The organism is Ruegeria sp. S263 (assembly GCF_056780525.1).
In genome coordinates this window covers 3598527-3616421 of the sequence record NZ_CM165558.1, presented here as the reverse complement: position 1 = coordinate 3616421, position 17895 = coordinate 3598527, and the positions used below count along the sequence as shown (strand labels likewise).

At 58.5% G+C, this 17895-nt stretch carries 19 protein-coding genes; 12 read left to right on the top strand and 7 right to left on the bottom strand.

The window, feature by feature from the left end; all coding sequences use genetic code 11:
• The first annotated feature begins 11 nt into the window (after positions 1-11).
• Both ACT2B1_RS17840 and ACT2B1_RS17835 read left to right on the top strand, forming a co-directional pair.
• Complete coding sequence (locus ACT2B1_RS17840; protein ID WP_481668289.1) at positions 12-2906, top strand: DNA translocase FtsK; 2895 nt, start codon at positions 12-14, stop codon at positions 2904-2906.
• Positions 2907-3045: 139 nt separating this feature from the next.
• Positions 3046-3642: a LolA family protein gene (locus ACT2B1_RS17835; RefSeq protein ID WP_481668288.1), complete on the top strand. Its 597-nt coding sequence runs from the start codon at positions 3046-3048 to the stop codon at positions 3640-3642.
• Between the two features lie 14 nt (positions 3643-3656).
• Here ACT2B1_RS17835 and ACT2B1_RS17830 read toward each other — a convergent pair whose 3' ends face one another.
• Together ACT2B1_RS17830 and ACT2B1_RS17825 are read right to left on the bottom strand one after the other, a co-directional pair.
• The gene (locus ACT2B1_RS17830) at positions 3657-4238 is read right to left on the bottom strand and encodes a transglycosylase SLT domain-containing protein (protein ID WP_171124439.1); all 582 of its coding nucleotides are present in this window, start codon (positions 4236-4238) and stop codon (positions 3657-3659) included.
• A 60-nt stretch (positions 4239-4298) separates the two neighbouring features.
• On the bottom strand, positions 4299-5180 hold the full coding sequence (locus ACT2B1_RS17825) for an AEC family transporter (RefSeq protein WP_481668287.1): 882 nt from the start codon (positions 5178-5180) through the stop codon (positions 4299-4301).
• A gap of 80 nt (positions 5181-5260) precedes the next feature.
• On the opposite strand from ACT2B1_RS17825, the gene hspQ reads away from it, so the two are divergent.
• Positions 5261-5587, top strand: a complete 327-nt coding sequence (gene hspQ / locus ACT2B1_RS17820) for a heat shock protein HspQ (RefSeq protein WP_171124435.1) — start codon at positions 5261-5263, stop codon at positions 5585-5587.
• A gap of 24 nt (positions 5588-5611) precedes the next feature.
• Here hspQ and ACT2B1_RS17815 read toward each other — a convergent pair whose 3' ends face one another.
• From ACT2B1_RS17815 to ACT2B1_RS17805, 3 genes are all read right to left on the bottom strand, one after another.
• Positions 5612-7189: a gamma-glutamyltransferase family protein gene (locus ACT2B1_RS17815; protein ID WP_481668286.1), complete on the bottom strand. Its 1578-nt coding sequence runs from the start codon at positions 7187-7189 to the stop codon at positions 5612-5614.
• 198 nt (positions 7190-7387) lie between these two features.
• The gene (locus tag ACT2B1_RS17810; RefSeq protein ID WP_171126349.1) at positions 7388-7828 is read right to left on the bottom strand and encodes an ATP-binding protein; all 441 of its coding nucleotides are present in this window, start codon (positions 7826-7828) and stop codon (positions 7388-7390) included.
• A 31-nt stretch (positions 7829-7859) separates the two neighbouring features.
• The gene (locus ACT2B1_RS17805) at positions 7860-8198 is read right to left on the bottom strand and encodes an STAS domain-containing protein (RefSeq protein ID WP_171126348.1); all 339 of its coding nucleotides are present in this window, start codon (positions 8196-8198) and stop codon (positions 7860-7862) included.
• A 102-nt stretch (positions 8199-8300) separates the two neighbouring features.
• Between ACT2B1_RS17805 and ACT2B1_RS17800 the strand changes: the two genes are divergently transcribed.
• Together ACT2B1_RS17800 and ACT2B1_RS17795 are read left to right on the top strand one after the other, a co-directional pair.
• A complete protein-coding gene (locus ACT2B1_RS17800) occupies positions 8301-9473 on the top strand; it encodes a thiolase family protein (RefSeq protein WP_481668285.1) in 1173 nt (390 codons plus the stop codon).
• Between the two features lie 59 nt (positions 9474-9532).
• Entirely contained in the window at positions 9533-9985 is a 453-nt protein-coding gene (locus tag ACT2B1_RS17795) for a GAF domain-containing protein (protein WP_171124426.1), read from the top strand.
• 36 nt (positions 9986-10021) lie between these two features.
• Here ACT2B1_RS17795 and ACT2B1_RS17790 read toward each other — a convergent pair whose 3' ends face one another.
• Both ACT2B1_RS17790 and ACT2B1_RS17785 read right to left on the bottom strand, forming a co-directional pair.
• Positions 10022-10411: an SHOCT domain-containing protein gene (locus ACT2B1_RS17790; RefSeq protein WP_171124683.1), complete on the bottom strand. Its 390-nt coding sequence runs from the start codon at positions 10409-10411 to the stop codon at positions 10022-10024.
• A gap of 116 nt (positions 10412-10527) precedes the next feature.
• Positions 10528-10860, bottom strand: coding sequence for a DUF1294 domain-containing protein (locus tag ACT2B1_RS17785; RefSeq protein WP_481668284.1), 333 nt, complete (start codon positions 10858-10860; stop codon positions 10528-10530).
• A gap of 57 nt (positions 10861-10917) precedes the next feature.
• Here ACT2B1_RS17785 and ACT2B1_RS17780 point away from each other — a divergent pair, with 57 nt between their 5' ends.
• Genes ACT2B1_RS17780 through ACT2B1_RS17750 form a run of 7 tightly spaced genes read left to right on the top strand, consistent with a single transcriptional unit; the run spans position 10918 to position 17868 of the window.
• A complete protein-coding gene (locus ACT2B1_RS17780; protein WP_171211150.1) occupies positions 10918-11487 on the top strand; it encodes a helix-turn-helix domain-containing protein in 570 nt (189 codons plus the stop codon).
• A complete protein-coding gene (locus ACT2B1_RS17775; protein ID WP_481668283.1) occupies positions 11488-12111 on the top strand; it encodes a LysE family translocator in 624 nt (207 codons plus the stop codon).
• Between the two features lie 4 nt (positions 12112-12115).
• Positions 12116-12496 carry a GFA family protein gene (locus ACT2B1_RS17770; protein WP_171240191.1) on the top strand — a complete coding sequence of 127 codons (381 nt, stop codon included), beginning with the start codon at positions 12116-12118 and terminating at the stop codon, positions 12494-12496.
• Positions 12497-12511: 15 nt separating this feature from the next.
• Entirely contained in the window at positions 12512-14959 is a 2448-nt protein-coding gene (locus ACT2B1_RS17765) for a GcvT family protein (protein ID WP_481668282.1), read from the top strand.
• A complete protein-coding gene (locus ACT2B1_RS17760) occupies positions 14959-16011 on the top strand; it encodes a zinc-binding dehydrogenase (protein WP_171126450.1) in 1053 nt (350 codons plus the stop codon). Before ACT2B1_RS17765 ends, ACT2B1_RS17760 begins: the two co-directional genes overlap by 1 nt.
• A gap of 14 nt (positions 16012-16025) precedes the next feature.
• Complete coding sequence (locus ACT2B1_RS17755) at positions 16026-16919, top strand: homocysteine S-methyltransferase family protein (protein ID WP_171240193.1); 894 nt, start codon at positions 16026-16028, stop codon at positions 16917-16919.
• Positions 16920-16923: 4 nt separating this feature from the next.
• A complete protein-coding gene (locus ACT2B1_RS17750) occupies positions 16924-17868 on the top strand; it encodes a GlxA family transcriptional regulator (protein WP_171124414.1) in 945 nt (314 codons plus the stop codon).
• The last annotated feature ends 27 nt before the right edge of the window (positions 17869-17895 follow it).

Sequence of the window (17895 nt, the reverse complement as noted above, 5' to 3'; positions counted from 1 at the left end):
ACGAGGGCAAAATGGCATCATATAACGCGCGCAATCGCGATCCTTTGCTGGACAGTACGACGCAAGCCGCCATTGAGCGGCGCAGCAAAGAGCTGATCGGCATTGCCTTGATTCTGCTGGGCCTGGCTGCAGCCGCGATGATCTGGTCTTACACGCCGGACGATCCCAACTGGATGGTGTCGACCGATGCGCCGGTGCAGAATTGGATGGGCCGGATCGGTGCGTCGATTGCCGCGCCCCTGTTCATGATTGTCGGCTGGGGCAGTTGGAGCATCGCGCTGGTTCTGATCGGATGGGGCGTGCGATTTGCAGGTCATTTTGGTGAAGAACGTGCGATTGCCCGGCTGATCTTTGCCCCGATCTGGATCGCGATTGTTTCCGTTTACGCGGCAACGCTTGTCCCGGGCGAGGCGTGGCGTATCACACACAGCTTTGGGCTGGGTGGTCTTTTTGGCGACACGGTTATGGGCGCTTTGCTGACGCTGTTGCCGATCTCGTCGCATTTCATGGTCAAGGTGATGTCTTTGGCCATGGCGATCGGAATGTTGTCGCTTGGTGTGTTTGTTCTGGGGTTCACCAAGGATGATGTGCGCAAAGGGTTCCGTGCATTCCTGTTGGGTCTGGTCATGTCATACGATGGGTTGATGAACCTGCTGGGCCGGGGCGCCGCAGCGACAGCGCAGGCCGCCCGTGATCGCCGCGCGCAATGGGACGACCGCAAATCGGCAAGGGCAGAAGCCGCCGAAGCTGTTTTTGAAGATGAACTGGCCTATGCCGACCCCGTATTCGACGAACCCCCACTCGAGTCGCCGGAGTCTGTGAAAACAGGCCTTCTTGCGCGGATGCCTTCCTTGATCCGCCGCCCAGAGCCGATGCCCGAGCCTGAACTGCTGGATCGTGAGCCTGTTGCTGGGTTTGATGAGATGCCGGGTGAAGACCGCATTCGGTCAAAAATTTCCGCCGCCGTGCGCAACCGCAAAGTCGCAACCGGCGAGATGACGCCTGAGCCGAATCCGAACCTGCCGTTGACCAAGGGGCGCGGCCGGGGCCCCGATCCGCTTATCCTGAATGCGGGTGGGGCGGGTGAGTTGCCGCCTGAACCGCCGATGACGTCGGCGGGTCTGCCGGTGGAACCGATGATGTCGGCACCTCTGACAGACGATTGGCAAGAGTCTGTCGTGCAAGAGGATACGCTCGGCGCGGATTACGAAGAGGGGGCCGTGTTTGAAGATGTGGCAGAACCGGCTCCGCAACAGCGCCCGGCTGTAAAAATCCCGGTTGCCGAACCCCGCAAGCCAGTGGTTGCACAGCCTGTGCGCCGCGCACCGCAACCGTCGCGCCGTGCGCAGGCCGAGGCACAGCCAGCGCTGTCCTTTGAGGAAAGGCATTCGGATTTCGAACTGCCGCCTTTGGGGCTGCTGTCGAACCCCTCCAGCATTCAGCGCCACCACCTGAGCGATGAGGCGCTGGAGGAAAACGCGCGGATGCTGGAAAACGTGCTGGACGACTACGGCGTGAAGGGTGAGATCGTCAGCGTCCGCCCCGGCCCCGTTGTCACCATGTACGAGCTTGAGCCCGCACCGGGCCTGAAAGCAAGCCGGGTGATCGGTCTGGCCGATGACATTGCTCGGTCCATGTCGGCGCTGTCGGCGCGGGTTTCGACATTGCCGGGCCGCTCGGTAATCGGGATCGAACTGCCCAACGACAATCGCGAAATGGTAGTGCTGCGTGAAATCCTTGCAAGCCGCGATTTTGGCGATGGCAACCACGCGCTGCCTCTGGCCTTGGGTAAGGATATCGGCGGTGAATCCGTTGTGGCGAACCTTGCGAAAATGCCTCACCTGCTGATCGCGGGGACTACGGGTTCCGGTAAGTCGGTGGCAATCAACACGATGATCCTGTCGCTGCTGTACAAGCTGACGCCGGATGAATGCCGCCTGATCATGATCGACCCCAAGATGCTGGAACTTTCGGTTTACGACGGCATCCCGCATCTGCTGTCCCCTGTTGTGACCGACCCGAAAAAGGCTGTGGTTGCCCTGAAATGGGTCGTGGGTGAGATGGAGGATCGTTATCGCAAAATGTCCAAAATGGGCGTGCGCAACATCGCAGGCTACAACGGCCGTGTGAAAGACGCGCTGGCCAAGGGTGAAATGTTCAGCCGCACGGTCCAGACGGGATTCGATGATGAGACGGGCGAACCGGTGTTTGAGACCGAAGAATTCGCGCCCGAAGCGATGCCCTATATCGTGGTCATCGTCGACGAGATGGCCGACCTGATGATGGTTGCAGGTAAAGAGATCGAAGCCTGCATTCAGCGTCTGGCTCAGATGGCGCGGGCTTCGGGTATTCACCTGATCATGGCCACGCAACGACCTTCGGTCGATGTGATTACCGGTACGATCAAGGCGAACTTCCCCACCCGGATTTCGTTTCAGGTGACGTCCAAGGTCGACAGCCGCACCATTCTGGGCGAGATGGGTGCCGAACAACTGCTGGGGCAGGGGGACATGCTCTATATGGCGGGTGGTGCCAAGATCACGCGCTGCCATGGTCCGTTTGTCTCGGATGAAGAGGTCGAGGAAATCGTCAGCCACCTGAAACAGTTCGGCCCGCCAGATTACATGAGCGGCGTCGTGGATGGCCCGGCCGAGGAAAAAGCCGACAATATTGACGCCGTGCTGGGCCTGAACACTGGTGGCAACACGAACGGTGAGGACGCTTTGTACGATCAGGCCGTGGCGATCGTGATCAAGGATCGAAAATGTTCGACCTCGTATATTCAGCGAAAACTCGCCATCGGATACAACAAAGCCGCGCGACTGGTCGAGCAGATGGAGGATGAAGGCGTTGTTTCCTCGGCAAACCATGTCGGAAAACGCGAAATCCTTGTGCCCGAGCAATAAGTGGCTTTGCGGAATACCGCCGTATCAAAATCAAGTGACGCGCTGAAATTATGGGTTTCAGCGCGTCTGCTGTTTTAGGCACCCCTGAAATCGGATTTGGATATTTAATAACAGCGGCGAAACGCATATCTGGTAGATCATGAAACAGATTGCTTTTGCCCTGGCCCTGACGCTGGCTGCGCCGGCTGCGTGGGCCGCTGAAAAACTGCCTTTGTCGCAGATCTCCAACTATCTCAACGGTCTGAAAACCGTTGAGACCACGTTTACGCAGGTCAATGATGACGGTTCATTGAGCACTGGTAAACTGTGGATGGAACGGCCGGGCAAGATGCGGTTTGAATATGATCCACCAAACAGCGCGGTTGTTCTGGCGCGTGCAGGAACGGTTCAGATATTCGACCCGAAATCCAACCAACCACCCGAGCAATACCCGCTGAAGCGCACACCGTTGTCGCTGGTACTGGCGCGCAACGTCAATCTGGGGCAGGCCAATATGGTCGTCGGGCATGAGTTTGACGGAACAGCCACGGTCGTTACCGCTCAGGACCCGAAAAATCCCGATTCGGGCCGGATTGAGTTGATGTTCACTGGCGATCCGATAGAGCTGCGCAAATGGGTCATCCACGACAATGCCGGTAGCCAGACTACTGTTTTGCTGGGCCAATTGGATACGGATATCAGGTTGGATCAAAGCCTGTTTTCCAACCGCGCGCGAAGCGGGTCAGGCAATCGCTGACCCGCTGAGTTCTCTTAGTACCGACAGCCTGCCAACTGTGCCTGATACAGCTTGGCGCGCGCATCCACGTCATTTGCGACGTTCAACAGCCAAGTCTTGCTGTAGTGGCTACCACGTGCATATCCCGTATGACCTTCGTGATAGGCGAGATACTGGTTGCGCGTGTCGCTGGGATGAATCCCGTTCCGCTCATAGCTTTTGTTCATGTACCAGCCGATGAAATCCGAAGCGTCCCGGATACGGTCGCGCTTGGCACGGCGTTTGCCGGTCTCTTTCTGGTATTCATCCCAGGTTCCGTCCAGTGCCTGACTGAACCCATAGGCGCTGCTTTGACGGCCCATCGGGATGACGCCCAACACGTATTGATGCGGTGTCCTTGCGTCATGGCGATAGCGGCTTTCCTGATAGATAGTCGCCATCTGGACGTGAACCGGGACGCCCCATTTGCGCTCGGTGCTTTTGAATGCCTTGATATAATCCGGCCGTTCGCGCGCAATGCTGCACGCGTCATTTAGCTTGCTGGGCGGTTGCTTTGACCCGCCCCCACAGGATGCCAAAAGCAGCACCCCGAAGAGTACGATAAGAATTCTGCTCATGTGCCTCGTGCCTTTTTTCTTTATTCTAGCGCAGATTGCGCTCCGAGGAAATCACAATCGCTATAGAACGATAGCTAGAATAATAGGCAAAGCGGCAACAGACAGAACAGTTGAGACCATGACCAGCCCGGCGACGGCGTCTGAATCTGCGTCAAACCGCTCGGCCAGCAGGTATGAAGTCACCGCAACCGGCGTGCACATTTGCACAAGCAGCACCCCAAATGCGACGGCATCAAGGTCAAACGCCACCGCGATCCCCCACCCTAAAACAAAGCAAACCGCGAGTTTGAGCAATGAAAGCCAGATGGCCTGACCCAACTTGCGGGTGGTCAGGCGCGCGATGGCGACGCCCACGGTGATCAACATCATGGGAATCGCCATTTGCCCCAGCAAGTCCAGTGTATTGGTCAGAAAGACCGGGGTCTCCCATCCGCGCCACAGGAACAGCGCGCCGAGCAATGTGGCCCATACCATCGGTTCGCGGGCAACTTTGCCAAACGCGCCTTTGCCCGCGACCAGATAGATGCCGTAAGTGAACGAAAGCAACGCGGTAGCGGCCAGAAACACGACCGCAAACCCCAAACCCGCCTGACCAAAGGCAAACAGGCACAAGGGCAATCCAAGATTTCCGGTGTTCCCAAAGATCAACGGCGCCAGATACGTCCGTCGATCCAATCCGCCAAGCCGCACGAATACCTCAAAGGCAACTGCAAGCACGACGTGACCCGCAATGGCCGCCACAGTGAAACGCGTCAGTTCACCGGCCGGGATCTCGGTCTGCATCAGCGCAACAAAGATAAGGCTGGGCACCGCAAGGGTAACCGCAAGGCGGGTTACAAACTGCAGCCTGTATTCAAACCCCAGTTTGACCCAGACAAAGCCGATACCCGCCAAAAGAAAGACAGGGGCCACGATTTCAAAGACTGTTAGTAAGAGGTTCACAGACTGTTTCCCTAAATTTCAGATCAATGATTGGCATTCTCGCGCGGAAAGAGGTAGTAAGACCCTTGGGGGCTGTGAAAATGCTTAAGACAAACGCCAAGTACCGTTTGGGCCAGGTGGTCCGCCACAAAAAACATCCCTTTCGGGGGGTGATTTTCGACGTGGATCCAGAGTTTTCCAATACCGAAGAATGGTATCAGGCCATTCCGGAAGACAGCCGCCCGATCAAGGATCAGCCGTTCTATCATTTGTTGGCAGAGAATGATCAGTCCTTCTATGTTGCTTATGTTTCTGAACAAAACCTGATTGCCGATCAGTCGGGCGAACCTGTGGAACATCCTGATATCCCCGACATGTTCGGCCCGTTCGAAAACGGGGCATATCCGCTGCACTTTCATTTGAACTGATCGGGTGCGCGCTCTGCGCTCGGATCAATATCCCAGCGCACAACCGTCTTTCCTGGGATCGCTTCCGCCTTCCAAAACGCCATCTTCACGGATCCTGATTGCCTGGGCGCCGCCAAGTGGTGTTTCTGGAGTTTGGACATTGTGACCCATGCTGGCCAATTGTTGAGCAACCTTGGGCGGAATTCCGCGCTCTAGCTTAAGAACGCCTGCATCTGCAAAGGCACGCGGGGTGTCAATACTTTGCTGCAGTCCCAGCCCGTGATCTGTCAGGTTGGACAAAAGCCGGGCGTGCCCGGTTGGTTGAAAAGCGCCGCCCATAACGCCGAATGGCATGGTGACGCGCCCATTTTCGCAGAGCATACCCGGGATGATCGTGTGCATCGGGCGTTTGCCGGGGCCCATTTCATTGGGGTGCCCGGGTTCAAGCGTGAATCCGGCCCCTCGGTTTTGCAGCAGTATCCCGTATTTCTCGGACGCGATGCCCGAGCCAAAGCTGTGGAAGATCGAATAGATCAGGGAAACGGCCATCAGGTCGCGGTCAACGACCGTAATGTAAACGGTGTCTTTGTGGATTGCCTCGGTCAGGAGGGGCGCCGCAGGCATCGCGCGTTTGGGGTCGATCAGGGCTGCCAGCCTGTCGGCCAAGACCTGATCGCAGAATAACTCGGCCCGCGCAGTGTGATCAGGGTCTGCAATGAACCGGTTCCGCGCATCATATGCCAGTTTCGAGGCTTCGGCCTCGATATGTATGCGCTCGGTCCCGAAGGGATCCATGCTGGCCAGATCGAAGCTTTTCAGAATGTTCAAAAGCAGGATCGCGGTCGCGCCCTGACCGTTTGGTGGGTGTTCGACAAGGTCAACACCCTGATAATTGCCAACTACGGGCTGGGCTTCGGTGCATTTGGTTGCCTGAAAATCAGCAAGCGAATGTCCCCCGCCCATTTGCGTCAGTGCATCGACCATGTCTTGCGCGATATCGCCAGAATAGAAGGCGTCGCGCCCCCGCTTGCCGATCTGGCGCAGAACTTCGGCTTGACCAGGCGCGCGGAAGACCTGCCCGACCTTCGGCACTTTACCGTCGATCAGGTAATGACCGCGCGCGGGACCCTGCAGTGTTGCCTCGCCTGTTTGCCAGTCGAACGCGACCCTTGGTGCCACCGGCACACCGATGTCGGCGTAGTGAATCGCAGGCTGAAGGATCGCGTCGAGGCCCAGTTTACCTTCGGTTTCGGCCAGATGGCATATAGCGTCCACCGCACCGGGTATGGTGACTGACTCCGTTGTATTCAGCGGCACAGTCGTCAGACCGGCATTGCGCAGTTTCTGGGGGTCCGCCGCCGAAGGTGCTCGCCCCGAACCATTCAGCGCGCGGATTTCATTTTCTCCGGCCCGGTTGAAAAGCACAAAGCAATCGCCGCCCAGCCCAGTCATCTGCGGTTCGCAAATACCCAGAAGGGCGGCCCCGGCGATCGCCGCATCCATTGCGTTGCCGCCTTTTTGCAGAATGTCCACTGCGACTTGAGCTGCCAAAGGGTGCGATGTGGCACACATGCCTTCTGTCGCCAGAACTTCGGATCTGCCCGGAGTGTGAAAATCCCGCATAGCTTTGTTTCCCTGATTGAACGCGCCGAAGGTATCGCGCAGGCAGATATTGTCCAGTCAAATCAATGGGAAGTTCCTCGGCGCCGTTCACTGGGTGGGGGCTGTGACACTGGACGCCGAGGGAAGCTATCTGAGCTACGAGAATCACTATGCCCTTTGTTTGCGGCGTGACCATGGTTTGATTGTGGCGATTTTGGGTCAGCCGGAGTCTGGAAAATCGAACCGAAGCGACAGCCTGTTGCAGCCCCCTTTGCGCTCATATCGGATGTCGCTGGTCAATTCATGGATCAGGAACCAGCCAAACCCACCCTCGGGCAATTCATCAATCGTTTCGCCCAATGCTGCAGGAATGCCTTCGGGAATACAAAACCCTGGCAGAGGCATGCCGGTGTCGGAAATCAGGATGTCGAGCCAGTTCTGGTGAAAGCGGCAATGTACCTGCACCCGGGCCGGGGTTATCCCGGCATACGCATGTTCGACCACGTTGTTGATAGCCTCTGCCAGCGCGATTTTCACGTCACCGGCCTTGTGACCGGGCAGGCCCTTTTCTTCTAGGCACAAGCTCAACCTGGCGATGCCAAGGCTGGCTTCTGCTTCTGTCGCGACAAAACTCAAATCCAGGCAGTTACAGTTACTCATTGGTGTCGTGCCAATTCCGTTGAGCGGCTGGTTAGTCTGTGGGGGCGGACAGCGCGTCGTCCAGCGACGCAAACAGCTTGAAAACCGTATCCATGCGCGTCAGCCGAAATACCTTTTCGACAAAGGGATGCAGTCCGGCCAAATCCAGCCTGCGACCATTGCCGAGCTGCTTCATCGCAGCGACGATGGCGCCAAGACCGCTGGAATCAATGAACTCTACATGGGTCAGATTCAGAATGACCCGCGCATTGTCACCTTGAGCTTCGTTCCTCATGTCTTCCTTGAACTGGATGGCCATGGCTGCATCTATCCGGTCTGAATGAACCGTGATGATCTGTGTGCCGCCCGTTGTTTCGCTGGTCAGGCTCATGCGCGATGATCCTTTAAACTGAAATTCAATCGTAGAAATACGCTAGACGGCAATTCTTACCATTCGGTATCCATCAATCCGGAAAACAGGAGGAGCACTCCGATGAATCATGTTGTTATTGCAGGCGCGGCCCGGACACCCATGGGCGGATTTCAAGGCGTGTTTGACGGTGTGCCAGCGGCCGATTTGGGGGGCACTGCCATTCGCGCTGCGTTGCAAGGGGCCGGAACCCAGACGGTAGACGAGGTTCTGATGGGTTGCGTTCTGCCCGCTGGTCAGGGGCAGGCACCGGCGCGGCAGGCCGGGTTTGCGGCGGGTCTGGGCGAAGACGTCCCCGCCACTACGCTGAACAAGATGTGCGGCTCTGGCATGAAGGCTGCGATGATGGCATTCGACCAGATCGCGCTGGGACATGCGGACACGATGGTCGCGGGTGGGATGGAGAGCATGACCAACGCCCCTTATCTGTTGCCGAAAATGCGCGGCGGGGCCCGGATCGGGCACGGGCAGGTGGTTGACCACATGTTCCTTGATGGATTGGAGGATGCCTACGACAAGGGTCGGCTGATGGGCACCTTTGCCGAGGATTGTGCGGAAGCCTACCAGTTCACCCGCGAAGCGCAGGATGAATATGCGCTGCAGTCCCTGTCCAATGCTCTGGCTGCACAGGAAAGCGGGGCGTTTTCGGACGAGATCACCCCGGTCGTTGTCCCGACCCGCAAGGGTGAGGTGCAGCACGCCGCGGACGAACAGCCGCAATCTGCCCGACCCGAGAAGATACCCACACTGAAACCTGCATTCCGCAAAGATGGGACCGTGACGGCAGCCAACTCATCCTCGATCTCGGATGGCGCGGCTGCGCTTGTGCTGGCGTCCGAGGATGCGGCCAAAGATCAGGGGCTGACCGTACGTGCGCGAATTCTGGGCCATGCCAGCCATGCTCAGGCGCCGGGGTTGTTCACAACCGCACCTGTCCCCGCCGCCCAGAAATTGCTGTCTAGGATCGGATGGTCCAAGGATGACGTCGATCTGTGGGAGGTGAACGAAGCCTTTGCTGTTGTGCCGATGGCATTCATGCATGAAATGGGCTTGCCGCGTGACAAAGTGAACGTAAATGGCGGGGCCTGTGCATTGGGGCACCCGATCGGCGCTTCGGGCGCGCGCATTATAGTGACGCTTTTGAATGCGTTGGAAAAGCGCAACCTGAAACGGGGTGTCGCGGCGATCTGCATCGGTGGCGGAGAAGGCACCGCGATCGCGATCGAACGTGTTTGACCCATGGGCGGTTTCGGCATAGGTGGCGTAGCAAGACGACCTATGCCGGACAATCCAAGATGACCGTTGATTACGACCTGCTGGCGAAAACCATCTCAGCCCTGACCGAAGGGGAAACTGACGCGGTCGCGCTTATGGCAACCGTCGCGTGCGAGGTGCATCATTCCGACGACCGGTTCGACTGGACCGGGTTTTACCGCGTGACAGAACCGGATGTTTTGAAGATCGGCCCGTATCAGGGCGGTCACGGATGTCTGGTTATCCCGTTCGAGCGGGGAGTCTGTGGCGCCGCCGCGCGCACGGGCGAGGTGCAGCTTGTGCCCGACGTGGACGCTTTTCCCGGCCATATCGCCTGTGCATCGACCACGCGGTCAGAACTGGTCTTGCCGGTGCGAAACGCGTCAGGCGACATCATTGCCGTGTTTGACATCGACAGCGATCAACCGGACGCATTCACGCAGCAGGACGCGGATGCGCTTGGTGCAATTCTAAGTTCCGTTTTCGCGAGTTAACTCCGGCAAGTGCGGCACTGGCCGGAGCATTATTTGTTACGCGCTGAGGATCTTGGCTTTTTGGGCTGCGAATTCTTCGTCTGTCAGAACGCCCTTTTCCTTTAAGGCGGCAAGACGCTCCAACTCGTCCGCGGTGGATACCGTCGCGACGGATCGGATATAATCCTTCTGTGCTTCTTCGATTTTATTCATCGCCTCGACATTGTGTTCATGCATCTTTTCGCCTCGTGCGATCAGATAGGACAGAACCCCAAGCCAGGGAACAAGGATAACAAACGCGATCCATGCGGCCTTGCCGAAACCGCTCAGGTCTTTTGAGCGGAACACATCGGCCACCACCGAAATCATTACCCAGAACCAGGCTACCATCAAGAATAGCCAGAAGATCGACCACACTATGTCGAAAAACCCGATGCCATTTTCCATGTCTCTTCCAACCCTTTGCCAATATAAGATTATTTCAGGAATTCAGTAACTACGTCAGTGTAGCAGACAGTTTCCTCTTTGGCTGCGGATAATTTTTGATTGAAAGTTCGCGTGTGTCAGGGTGGGAAGTGGGTGGCCAGAAAGTACAGAACAGCACCCTGCAGACCGAGCACCAGATAGAGGTAAATTGAAAACCGTCGCTTGCGGGTTTTGTGTTGGAAAATCCAGCGTCCCAAAACCGCGCCCGGTGCCCCGCCGATCACGGCGAGCCATAGCAGTTTGGCCTCGGGCACGCGGGTTTTGCGACGTTTGGCGCGCAGTTTGTCCCATCCAAATGCCAGCAGGGTCAGCAGGTTAATGACCCAAAGATACGCAACTGCAATCCACATATCCGACGAATAAACAATCCCCGTCAGACACCCAAGTGAAAAAATGCTTGGAAATTTCACCGACTCAGGTCATCGTGAAAAAGTCACTAAAATTTTCACGAACAACCGGAGCACCACGTGAACAGCCAAGCCCCAAACAGGTCAACTCTTGGCGCGGATATCCGGGCATTGCGCAAAGCGCGGGGTCTGACCCTGACCGAGATCGCGGCGCGTCTGGAGCGTTCGGTTGGATGGCTCAGCCAGGTCGAAAGGGACAAGTCCGAGCCGTCGATCTCGGACCTGCGCCAGATCGCCGAGTGTCTTGGTGTGCCGATGTCGATGTTGTTCGCACATTCAGCCGCACCGGCGGACGAACAGGGGTATATTGTGCGCGCTGGTTCACGCCGTCCTATGGGATCGGGTGAGGAAGGTTTGATCGAGGAATTGCTGTCACCTGATCTGACCGATGATTTCGAAATGGTGCATTCCACGTTCGAACCCCGATCACAAATGCAGACCCCCGCTGATCGTCCCACGCAAGAGGTCGGCTATATGGTGTCCGGCCGTTTGGACCTGACGATCGGAGGACGGCAGTTCTCGGTCGGGCCGGGGGACAGTTTCCGCATCAAACATGAGCCCTATCAATGGGCCAACCCTTATGATGAGCCCGCCGTGACCGTCTGGGTCATCGCGCCACCGGTGTATTGAATGAGCTTCGAAGCCTGGACCATATTCGCGCTGTTTTGGGTGGTGTTCGTGACTACTCCGGGGCCAAACGCGGTGAATTGTATCTCGAACGGGATGAGCCTGCCGTTTCCCAAGGCAATGCTGGGGGTGTTGGCGATCCTGACGCAGGCCAGCGCGTTTCTGATCCTTTCGGCGCTGGGCATAACGGCGCTGATTGCGGCCTCTCCCACAGGGTTTTTCATCGCCAAGCTGATCGGCGCGGGGTTCCTGATCTGGATGGGCATCCGCGGTTGGATCAATGCCAGCAAGCCCGCGCCTGTGTCCGAGCGGCCAGCGCGCCATGTCTATCTGCATGCGTTGGCGGTGGCGACGATCAACCCCAAAAGCGTGGCCGGGTATCTGGCAGCGTTTTCTCAGTTCGTGCAGCCGGACGTGCCAGTCTGGCTGCAGATGGGGGTGATCATGCCGACCGCACTGATCATCACAACACTCACCTATACCGGGTTCACCCTGTTGGGTGCGCTGATGGGCAAAGCGGCCTTGGGGGCTGTGTTCAACATCTGGGTCCGCCGCGTAATGGCGACCTGTTTCATCATTTACGGCGTGCTGCTGGGCACCAGCTCAACGCCAGCACCAAGGGGGTAAAGACATGCACACCGGTTCCTGCCTTTGCGGCAAGGTTGCGTTCAAAATTGTCGGAGATCTCACGCCGCCAAATGCCTGCCACTGCGGTCAATGCCGCAGGCAGTCGGGGCATCTTTGGGCCTCAACCGTCACGCATCAGGACAACCTCAGCTTTACCGCCAGCGATACACTGGGTTGGTATCGCGCCTCGGATATCGCCAAGCGCGGTTTTTGCAGCGCCTGTGGCTCGTTCCTGTTCTGGCAGCACAATGACGAGGACACGATTGCGGTTTCAATGGGGTCTCTGGACGAGCCCACTGGCTTGAAACTCGCTCGGCACATCTTTGTCGCTGACAAGGGCGATTATTACGACATCCAAGACGATCTGCCCCAGCGGGCACACTGACAGAGGATCAAGACCATGAGTGATTTTCCAACCAAGGCCCGTGTGGTCGTTATCGGCGGTGGCGTTGTCGGCTGTTCGGCCCTGTATCATCTGGCCAAGAAGGGCTGGACCGACTGCGTTCTGCTGGAAAAGAATGAGCTGACGGCGGGCTCGACTTGGCACGCGGCGGGGAACGTGCCGACCTTTTCGACCTCGTGGGCGATCATGAACATGCAGCGCTATTCGACCGAACTGTATTCGCGGCTGGCCGATGAGGTCGACTATCCAATGAACTACCACGTCTCGGGCTCAATCCGTCTGGCGCATAGCAAAGAACGGATGCAGGAGTTCGAGCGTGCCATGTCCATGGGTCGCTATCAGGGCATCCCGATGGAGATGTGGACCGCGGAAGAGGCCAAAGAGCGCTATCCTTTCCTTGAAACCCATGACCTTGAGGGTGTGCTGTACGACCCCACCGACGGCGACATCGACCCGGCGCAGCTGACGCAGGCGCTGGCTAAAGGCGCGCGGGATTTGGGACAAAAGATCATCCGCTTCTGTCCGGCGACTGGCGTGACTCAGCGCGACGACGGCATGTGGACCGTTCACACCGACAAGGGCGATATTGCCTGTGATTACGTGGTCAATGCCGCCGGATACTATGCGCAGCGCGTGGGCGAATGGTTCAAACCCTTTGGTGGGCGCACCGTGCCTGCCATGGTCATGAGCCATCAGTACCTGCTGACCGACGAGATTCCGGAAATCGAGGCGTGGTCGAAGGAAAACGGCGGCAAGCTGCCGCTGCTGCGCGACGTGGATATCTCGTACTATCTGCGGCAGGAAAAGAACGGCTTCAACCTTGGCCCGTATGAGCCCAACTGCAAGGGTCATTGGATGAGCGAAGACGATCCGATGCCCGAGGATTTCAGCTTCCAACTGTGGAACGACGATCTGGACCGGATCGAGGACATCGTCACCGACGCGATGGAGCGGGTGCCGTTGATGGCAACCTCGGGCGTGGGTCGGGTGATCAACGGACCGATCCCCTATGCGCCCGACGGGCTGCCGCTGATCGGGCCGATGCCCGGTGTTCGAAATGCGTTCGAGGCGCACACATTCACCTTCGGTATCGCGCAGGGTGGTGGCGCTGGCAAGGTGCTGGCCGAATGGATCGTCGATGGCGCGACCGAATGGGATATGTGGGCCGTCGATCCGCGTCGTTACACCGACTACACCGATCAGGACTACTGCAACCAGAAGGGTATGGAGGTCTACGGCAACGAATACGCCATGCATTTCCCGCATCACGAATGGCCTGCGGCGCGCGACAAGAAGCTGTCTCCGGTTCATGACAAGATCAAGGAACTGGGCGGGGTTATGGGTGCCTATAACGGCTGGGAACGCGCCAATTGGTTCGCCAAGCCGGGCGACGACACCTCGCTGGACGCGACGCATACATGGGGCCGATCCGGCCCGTGGGAGCAGCGGATCAAAGAAGAATGCGAGGCCGTCCGCGACCATTGCGGCGTGCTGGACTTGCCGGGTTTCTCGCGCTTCATGGTCAAAGGCGAAGGCGCGGCCGAGGCGCTGCGCGGGCTGGTAACGGGTGGTCTGCCTAAGGTGGGCCGGATTAATCTGGTCTATATCGCCGACGACCGGGGGCGTATCCTGACCGAGATGTCCTGCTTGCGCTTGGGTGAAGATGAGTTCGTCATGATCACAGCCGCCACCGCGCAATGGCATGACCGGGACATTCTGGTGAATGCGATGCCCTCTGGTATCAGTGTCGAGGATGTCACCACGACGCGCGACACGCTGATCGTCACCGGGCCGAAGTCCCGGAACATTCTGTCGGGGGTGACCGATGCCGAACTGTCGCTGGGCTGGTTGACCCATCAGGCTGCCACGGTGGCCGGAAAACCTGCCTATCTGATCCGCGTATCCTTCGCGGGCGAACTGGGGTGGGAGATTCACGCCCTGAACGACGACATGCCCGCGATCTATGATGCGATCCTTGAGGCTGGAGCCACGCCGTTTGGCATGTATGCGCTGAACTCGCTGCGGATCGAAAAAGGCTACCGCGCATGGAAGGGCGATCTGTCGACCGATTACTCGCTGCTGGAAGGCGGGTTGGGGCGCTTCGTCAAACTGGACAAGCCGCAGGATTTCCCCGGCAAGGCCGCGATCCTGAACGAAAAGCAGCAGGGGGTGAAGAAGTCATTTGTGACTCTGACGGTCGAGGCCGGTGACTGCGACGCGCCCTACATGTCCTGCATCTGGCAAGGCGATCAGATCGTGGGTGAGACAACGTCCGGCGCATGGGGTTACCGCGTGGGCAAGTCTATCGCACTGGGCATGATCAAGTCGGAACTGGCAAATCCGGGCACGGCGCTGGAGGTTGAAATCTACGGTCGAAAATACCCCGCCGTGGTACAAGAGGACCAACCGCTTTGGGATCCAGCCAACGAACGGCTTCGGGCCTGATGGCTGTGCCAAACGTCATGCAAGGCGTCTATCTGACCCACCATGGTGGACCAGAGGCGCTCGAATGGCGCGCGGATATCCCGGTGCCACAACCCGGACCCGGTCAAGTGCTGGTTCGGGTTGCTGCCGCCGGGGTGAACAACACCGATATCAACACGCGCGTCGGTTGGTATTCCTCGGATGTGACCGGTGCGACAGATGCGGTGGATCAGGAGGTCGACGCGGGCGGCTGGGGAGGCGCGCTGCACTTCCCACGCATTCAGGGCGGCGATCTGTGCGGCATAGTTGAACAGGCCGCGCCGGGCACGGGTTTCACCAAAGGCCAGCGCGTAACCTGCCCGATCAACCTACCGCGCCCACGCCCCGGCAACCCGACTGGCTTCATCGCTTTGGGGTCCGAGATTGACGGGGCCTTCGCGCAATATTGTCTGGTCGAGGCGTTTGATCTGTACGATGTGTCGGCATCACCCCTGTCAGATGTTGAAATCGCTGCCGTCCCCTGTGCTTTTGGCACGGCGGAAAACCTGCTGACCCGCGCAGGTGTGACTGCCGGGCACAAGGTTCTGATCACCGGAGCCTCGGGCGGGGTTGGTCTGGCCGCCGTACAACTGGCCCGGCTGCGCGGGGCGACCGTGTGGGGCGTCACCAGTCCTGCCAAGGCCGAGGTGGTGAGGGATCAAGGCGCGATTGATACGTTCGACCGAGGCGCGCCTTTGCCGAAAGACATGTTCGATGTGGTGATTGACGTGGTCGGCGGTCCCGCATGGCCCGATCTGATCCTGTCACTGAAGCCCGGCGGGCAGTATGCCGTCTCGGGAGCTATCGCCGGACCTATCGTTCAGGCCGACCTGCGCGATATCTATTTGCGCGACATCGCCATTCACGGCTGCACCCATCAGGCGTTCGAGGTTTTCGGCCGATTGGTCGAACTGATGAACGCCGGCCGGGTAAAACCATTGATCTCGAAAACCTATCCGCTAAGAGACATTGCCAAAGCGCAAGCAGACTTTCAGTCCAAGGCGTTTGCGGGAAAACTGGTTCTCATTCCCTGAGGAAAGGTATGGAAATGGCGGATATCACTCTGTTGGACGGCTCGATTGGGCAGGAGTTGGTCAAACGTGGCGGCGAAAAGCCTACACCTTTGTGGTCGACGCGGGTGATGATGGATCAGCCCGAATTGGTGGGGCAGGTCCATGCAGATTACTTTCGACGCGGCGCGACCGTGGCGACTACGAACACCTACGCTATCCACCGCTCGCGTCTGGTACGCGAAGGGATCGAGGATCAACTGCCCGCCCTGATCGACACGGCGTTGACGCAGGCGGAAGGCGCGCGACCTGCGTCGCGTGGGCGGATCGCCGGGGCGCTGGGGCCTCTGCTGGCCTCGTACCGGCCCGACCTGAAACCCGATGTTGAAGAGGCGGCGCTGAAATATGCCGAGCTGGTCGGTCTGATGAACGATCGGGTGGACCTGTTCCTGCACGAAACCGTGTCCTCGCTGCAAGAGGCCGAAGGCGCGCTGCGCGGTACGGAAAACGCGACCAAACCTGTTTGGCTGGCGCTGTCGGTGATGGACACTGACGGCACCCGCCTGCGCTCGGGCGAACATCTGGCGCAGGTCGCGCCGCTGGTGGATCGCTGTAAGCCGCAAGCAGTGCTGATCAACTGCACCCGCCCGGAATCAGTGATGCCCGCGCTGACGATCCTTGAAACGATGGGCCGCCCCTATGGGGCCTACGCCAATGGTTTCACCGGCATCACGCAAGAATTTCTGGAGGACGCCCCCACCGTTGATGCGCTGGAAGAACGTCATGACCTGACCCCCGAAGCCTATGCCGATTTCGCAATGTCTTGGGTCGAGCACGGGGCCACCATTGTCGGCGGCTGCTGCGAGGTCGGCCCCGATCATATCGAGGCATTGGCCCACGCGCTGCACGCCGCCCGACACAGGATCGTGTAGGGCGATGGCGACACAGCAGCATTTCGATATCCTCGTCGCCCCCGGCTATGTGCTGCTGGAACTGGCGTCGCTGGTCGAGGTGCTGCGTCTGGCCAACCGCGTCTGCCCACATCCGCCTTTTACCTATGCGTATAAGTCCCTGAAGGGCGGCCCGATCCATTCCAGCAGCGACGCGATGATCCAGACCGAGGCCGTCAGTGCCCAACCCAAGGCGGATTACTTGTTTGTCATTGGCAATACCGATCCCGATCACCCTGACCTGTCGTTGGGTCGCGTGGTGTCCGACTATACCTATCGCGGCGCGCAGGTGTTTCTGCTGGCCGAAGCCGCCAGTCGTTACATCGACGAACATGGCACCGAGGATATGGCGACCCATTGGGAGAATGCTTCGTTCCTGCGCGAACGCGGTGCCCGGTTCGAGGCCAAGCTGTCCATCGCCACCCAGCAAGGCGCTGTAGTGACGTGTGCGGGGATGGAGGCGACGACGGATGTGGCGCTGTCGGTGATAGGCCGTCACATCTCAGGGCCCGCCAAGATGACCGTGGCCGATATCATGTTGCACGAGAACATCCGCGATTTTTCCTCGATGCAGCCGTTTTCCGGCGCGCGCCTGACCGCCACCGGGGATGCCAAGCTGGACCTGTGCATCAAGCTGATGCAGGCCAATATCGAAGACCCCTTGCCGATCCATCAGATCGTCGAAGAACTGCACCTGTCCAACCGTTCGCTTGAGCGTAAGTTCAAGACTTTCTTCGGCACCACCCCAAACGGATTCTACCGCGAGATGCGGTTGGCCAAGGCCAATAACCTTCTTCTCAACACTACTATGAGCGTGCGCGAAATCGGCCTGGCTTGTGGATTTCCGAACGGATTTTCGTCTGTCTACAAAAGCTTTTTCGGCGTCACGCCGTTTGTTCTGCGCCGCGAAAAGCGCGTAGCACATCGGTGAAAATTACCGATATTGTGACGCTTTTAG

Excerpts from the sequence above, each read along its gene's own strand:
- ACT2B1_RS17800 (WP_481668285.1), top strand. The coding sequence starts at position 8,301 with ATGAATCATGTTGTTATTGCAGGCGCGGCCCGGACACCCATGGGCGGA.
- ACT2B1_RS17760 (WP_171126450.1), top strand. The coding sequence starts at position 14,959 with ATGGCTGTGCCAAACGTCATGCAAGGCGTCTATCTGACCCACCATGGT.
- ACT2B1_RS17810 (WP_171126349.1), bottom strand. The coding sequence starts at position 7,828 with ATGAGTAACTGTAACTGCCTGGATTTGAGTTTTGTCGCGACAGAAGCA.
- ACT2B1_RS17755 (WP_171240193.1), top strand. The coding sequence starts at position 16,026 with ATGGCGGATATCACTCTGTTGGACGGCTCGATTGGGCAGGAGTTGGTC.
- ACT2B1_RS17830 (WP_171124439.1), bottom strand. The coding sequence starts at position 4,238 with ATGAGCAGAATTCTTATCGTACTCTTCGGGGTGCTGCTTTTGGCATCC.
- hspQ (WP_171124435.1), top strand. The coding sequence starts at position 5,261 with ATGCTTAAGACAAACGCCAAGTACCGTTTGGGCCAGGTGGTCCGCCAC.
- ACT2B1_RS17790 (WP_171124683.1), bottom strand. The coding sequence starts at position 10,411 with ATGGAAAATGGCATCGGGTTTTTCGACATAGTGTGGTCGATCTTCTGG.
- ACT2B1_RS17835 (WP_481668288.1), top strand. The coding sequence starts at position 3,046 with ATGAAACAGATTGCTTTTGCCCTGGCCCTGACGCTGGCTGCGCCGGCT.
- ACT2B1_RS17815 (WP_481668286.1), bottom strand. The coding sequence starts at position 7,189 with ATGCGGGATTTTCACACTCCGGGCAGATCCGAAGTTCTGGCGACAGAA.
- ACT2B1_RS17770 (WP_171240191.1), top strand. The coding sequence starts at position 12,116 with ATGCACACCGGTTCCTGCCTTTGCGGCAAGGTTGCGTTCAAAATTGTC.
- ACT2B1_RS17765 (WP_481668282.1), top strand. The coding sequence starts at position 12,512 with ATGAGTGATTTTCCAACCAAGGCCCGTGTGGTCGTTATCGGCGGTGGC.
- ACT2B1_RS17775 (WP_481668283.1), top strand. The coding sequence starts at position 11,488 with ATGAGCTTCGAAGCCTGGACCATATTCGCGCTGTTTTGGGTGGTGTTC.
- ACT2B1_RS17805 (WP_171126348.1), bottom strand. The coding sequence starts at position 8,198 with ATGAGCCTGACCAGCGAAACAACGGGCGGCACACAGATCATCACGGTT.
- ACT2B1_RS17750 (WP_171124414.1), top strand. The coding sequence starts at position 16,924 with ATGGCGACACAGCAGCATTTCGATATCCTCGTCGCCCCCGGCTATGTG.
- ACT2B1_RS17795 (WP_171124426.1), top strand. The coding sequence starts at position 9,533 with ATGACCGTTGATTACGACCTGCTGGCGAAAACCATCTCAGCCCTGACC.
- ACT2B1_RS17840 (WP_481668289.1), top strand. The coding sequence starts at position 12 with ATGGCATCATATAACGCGCGCAATCGCGATCCTTTGCTGGACAGTACG.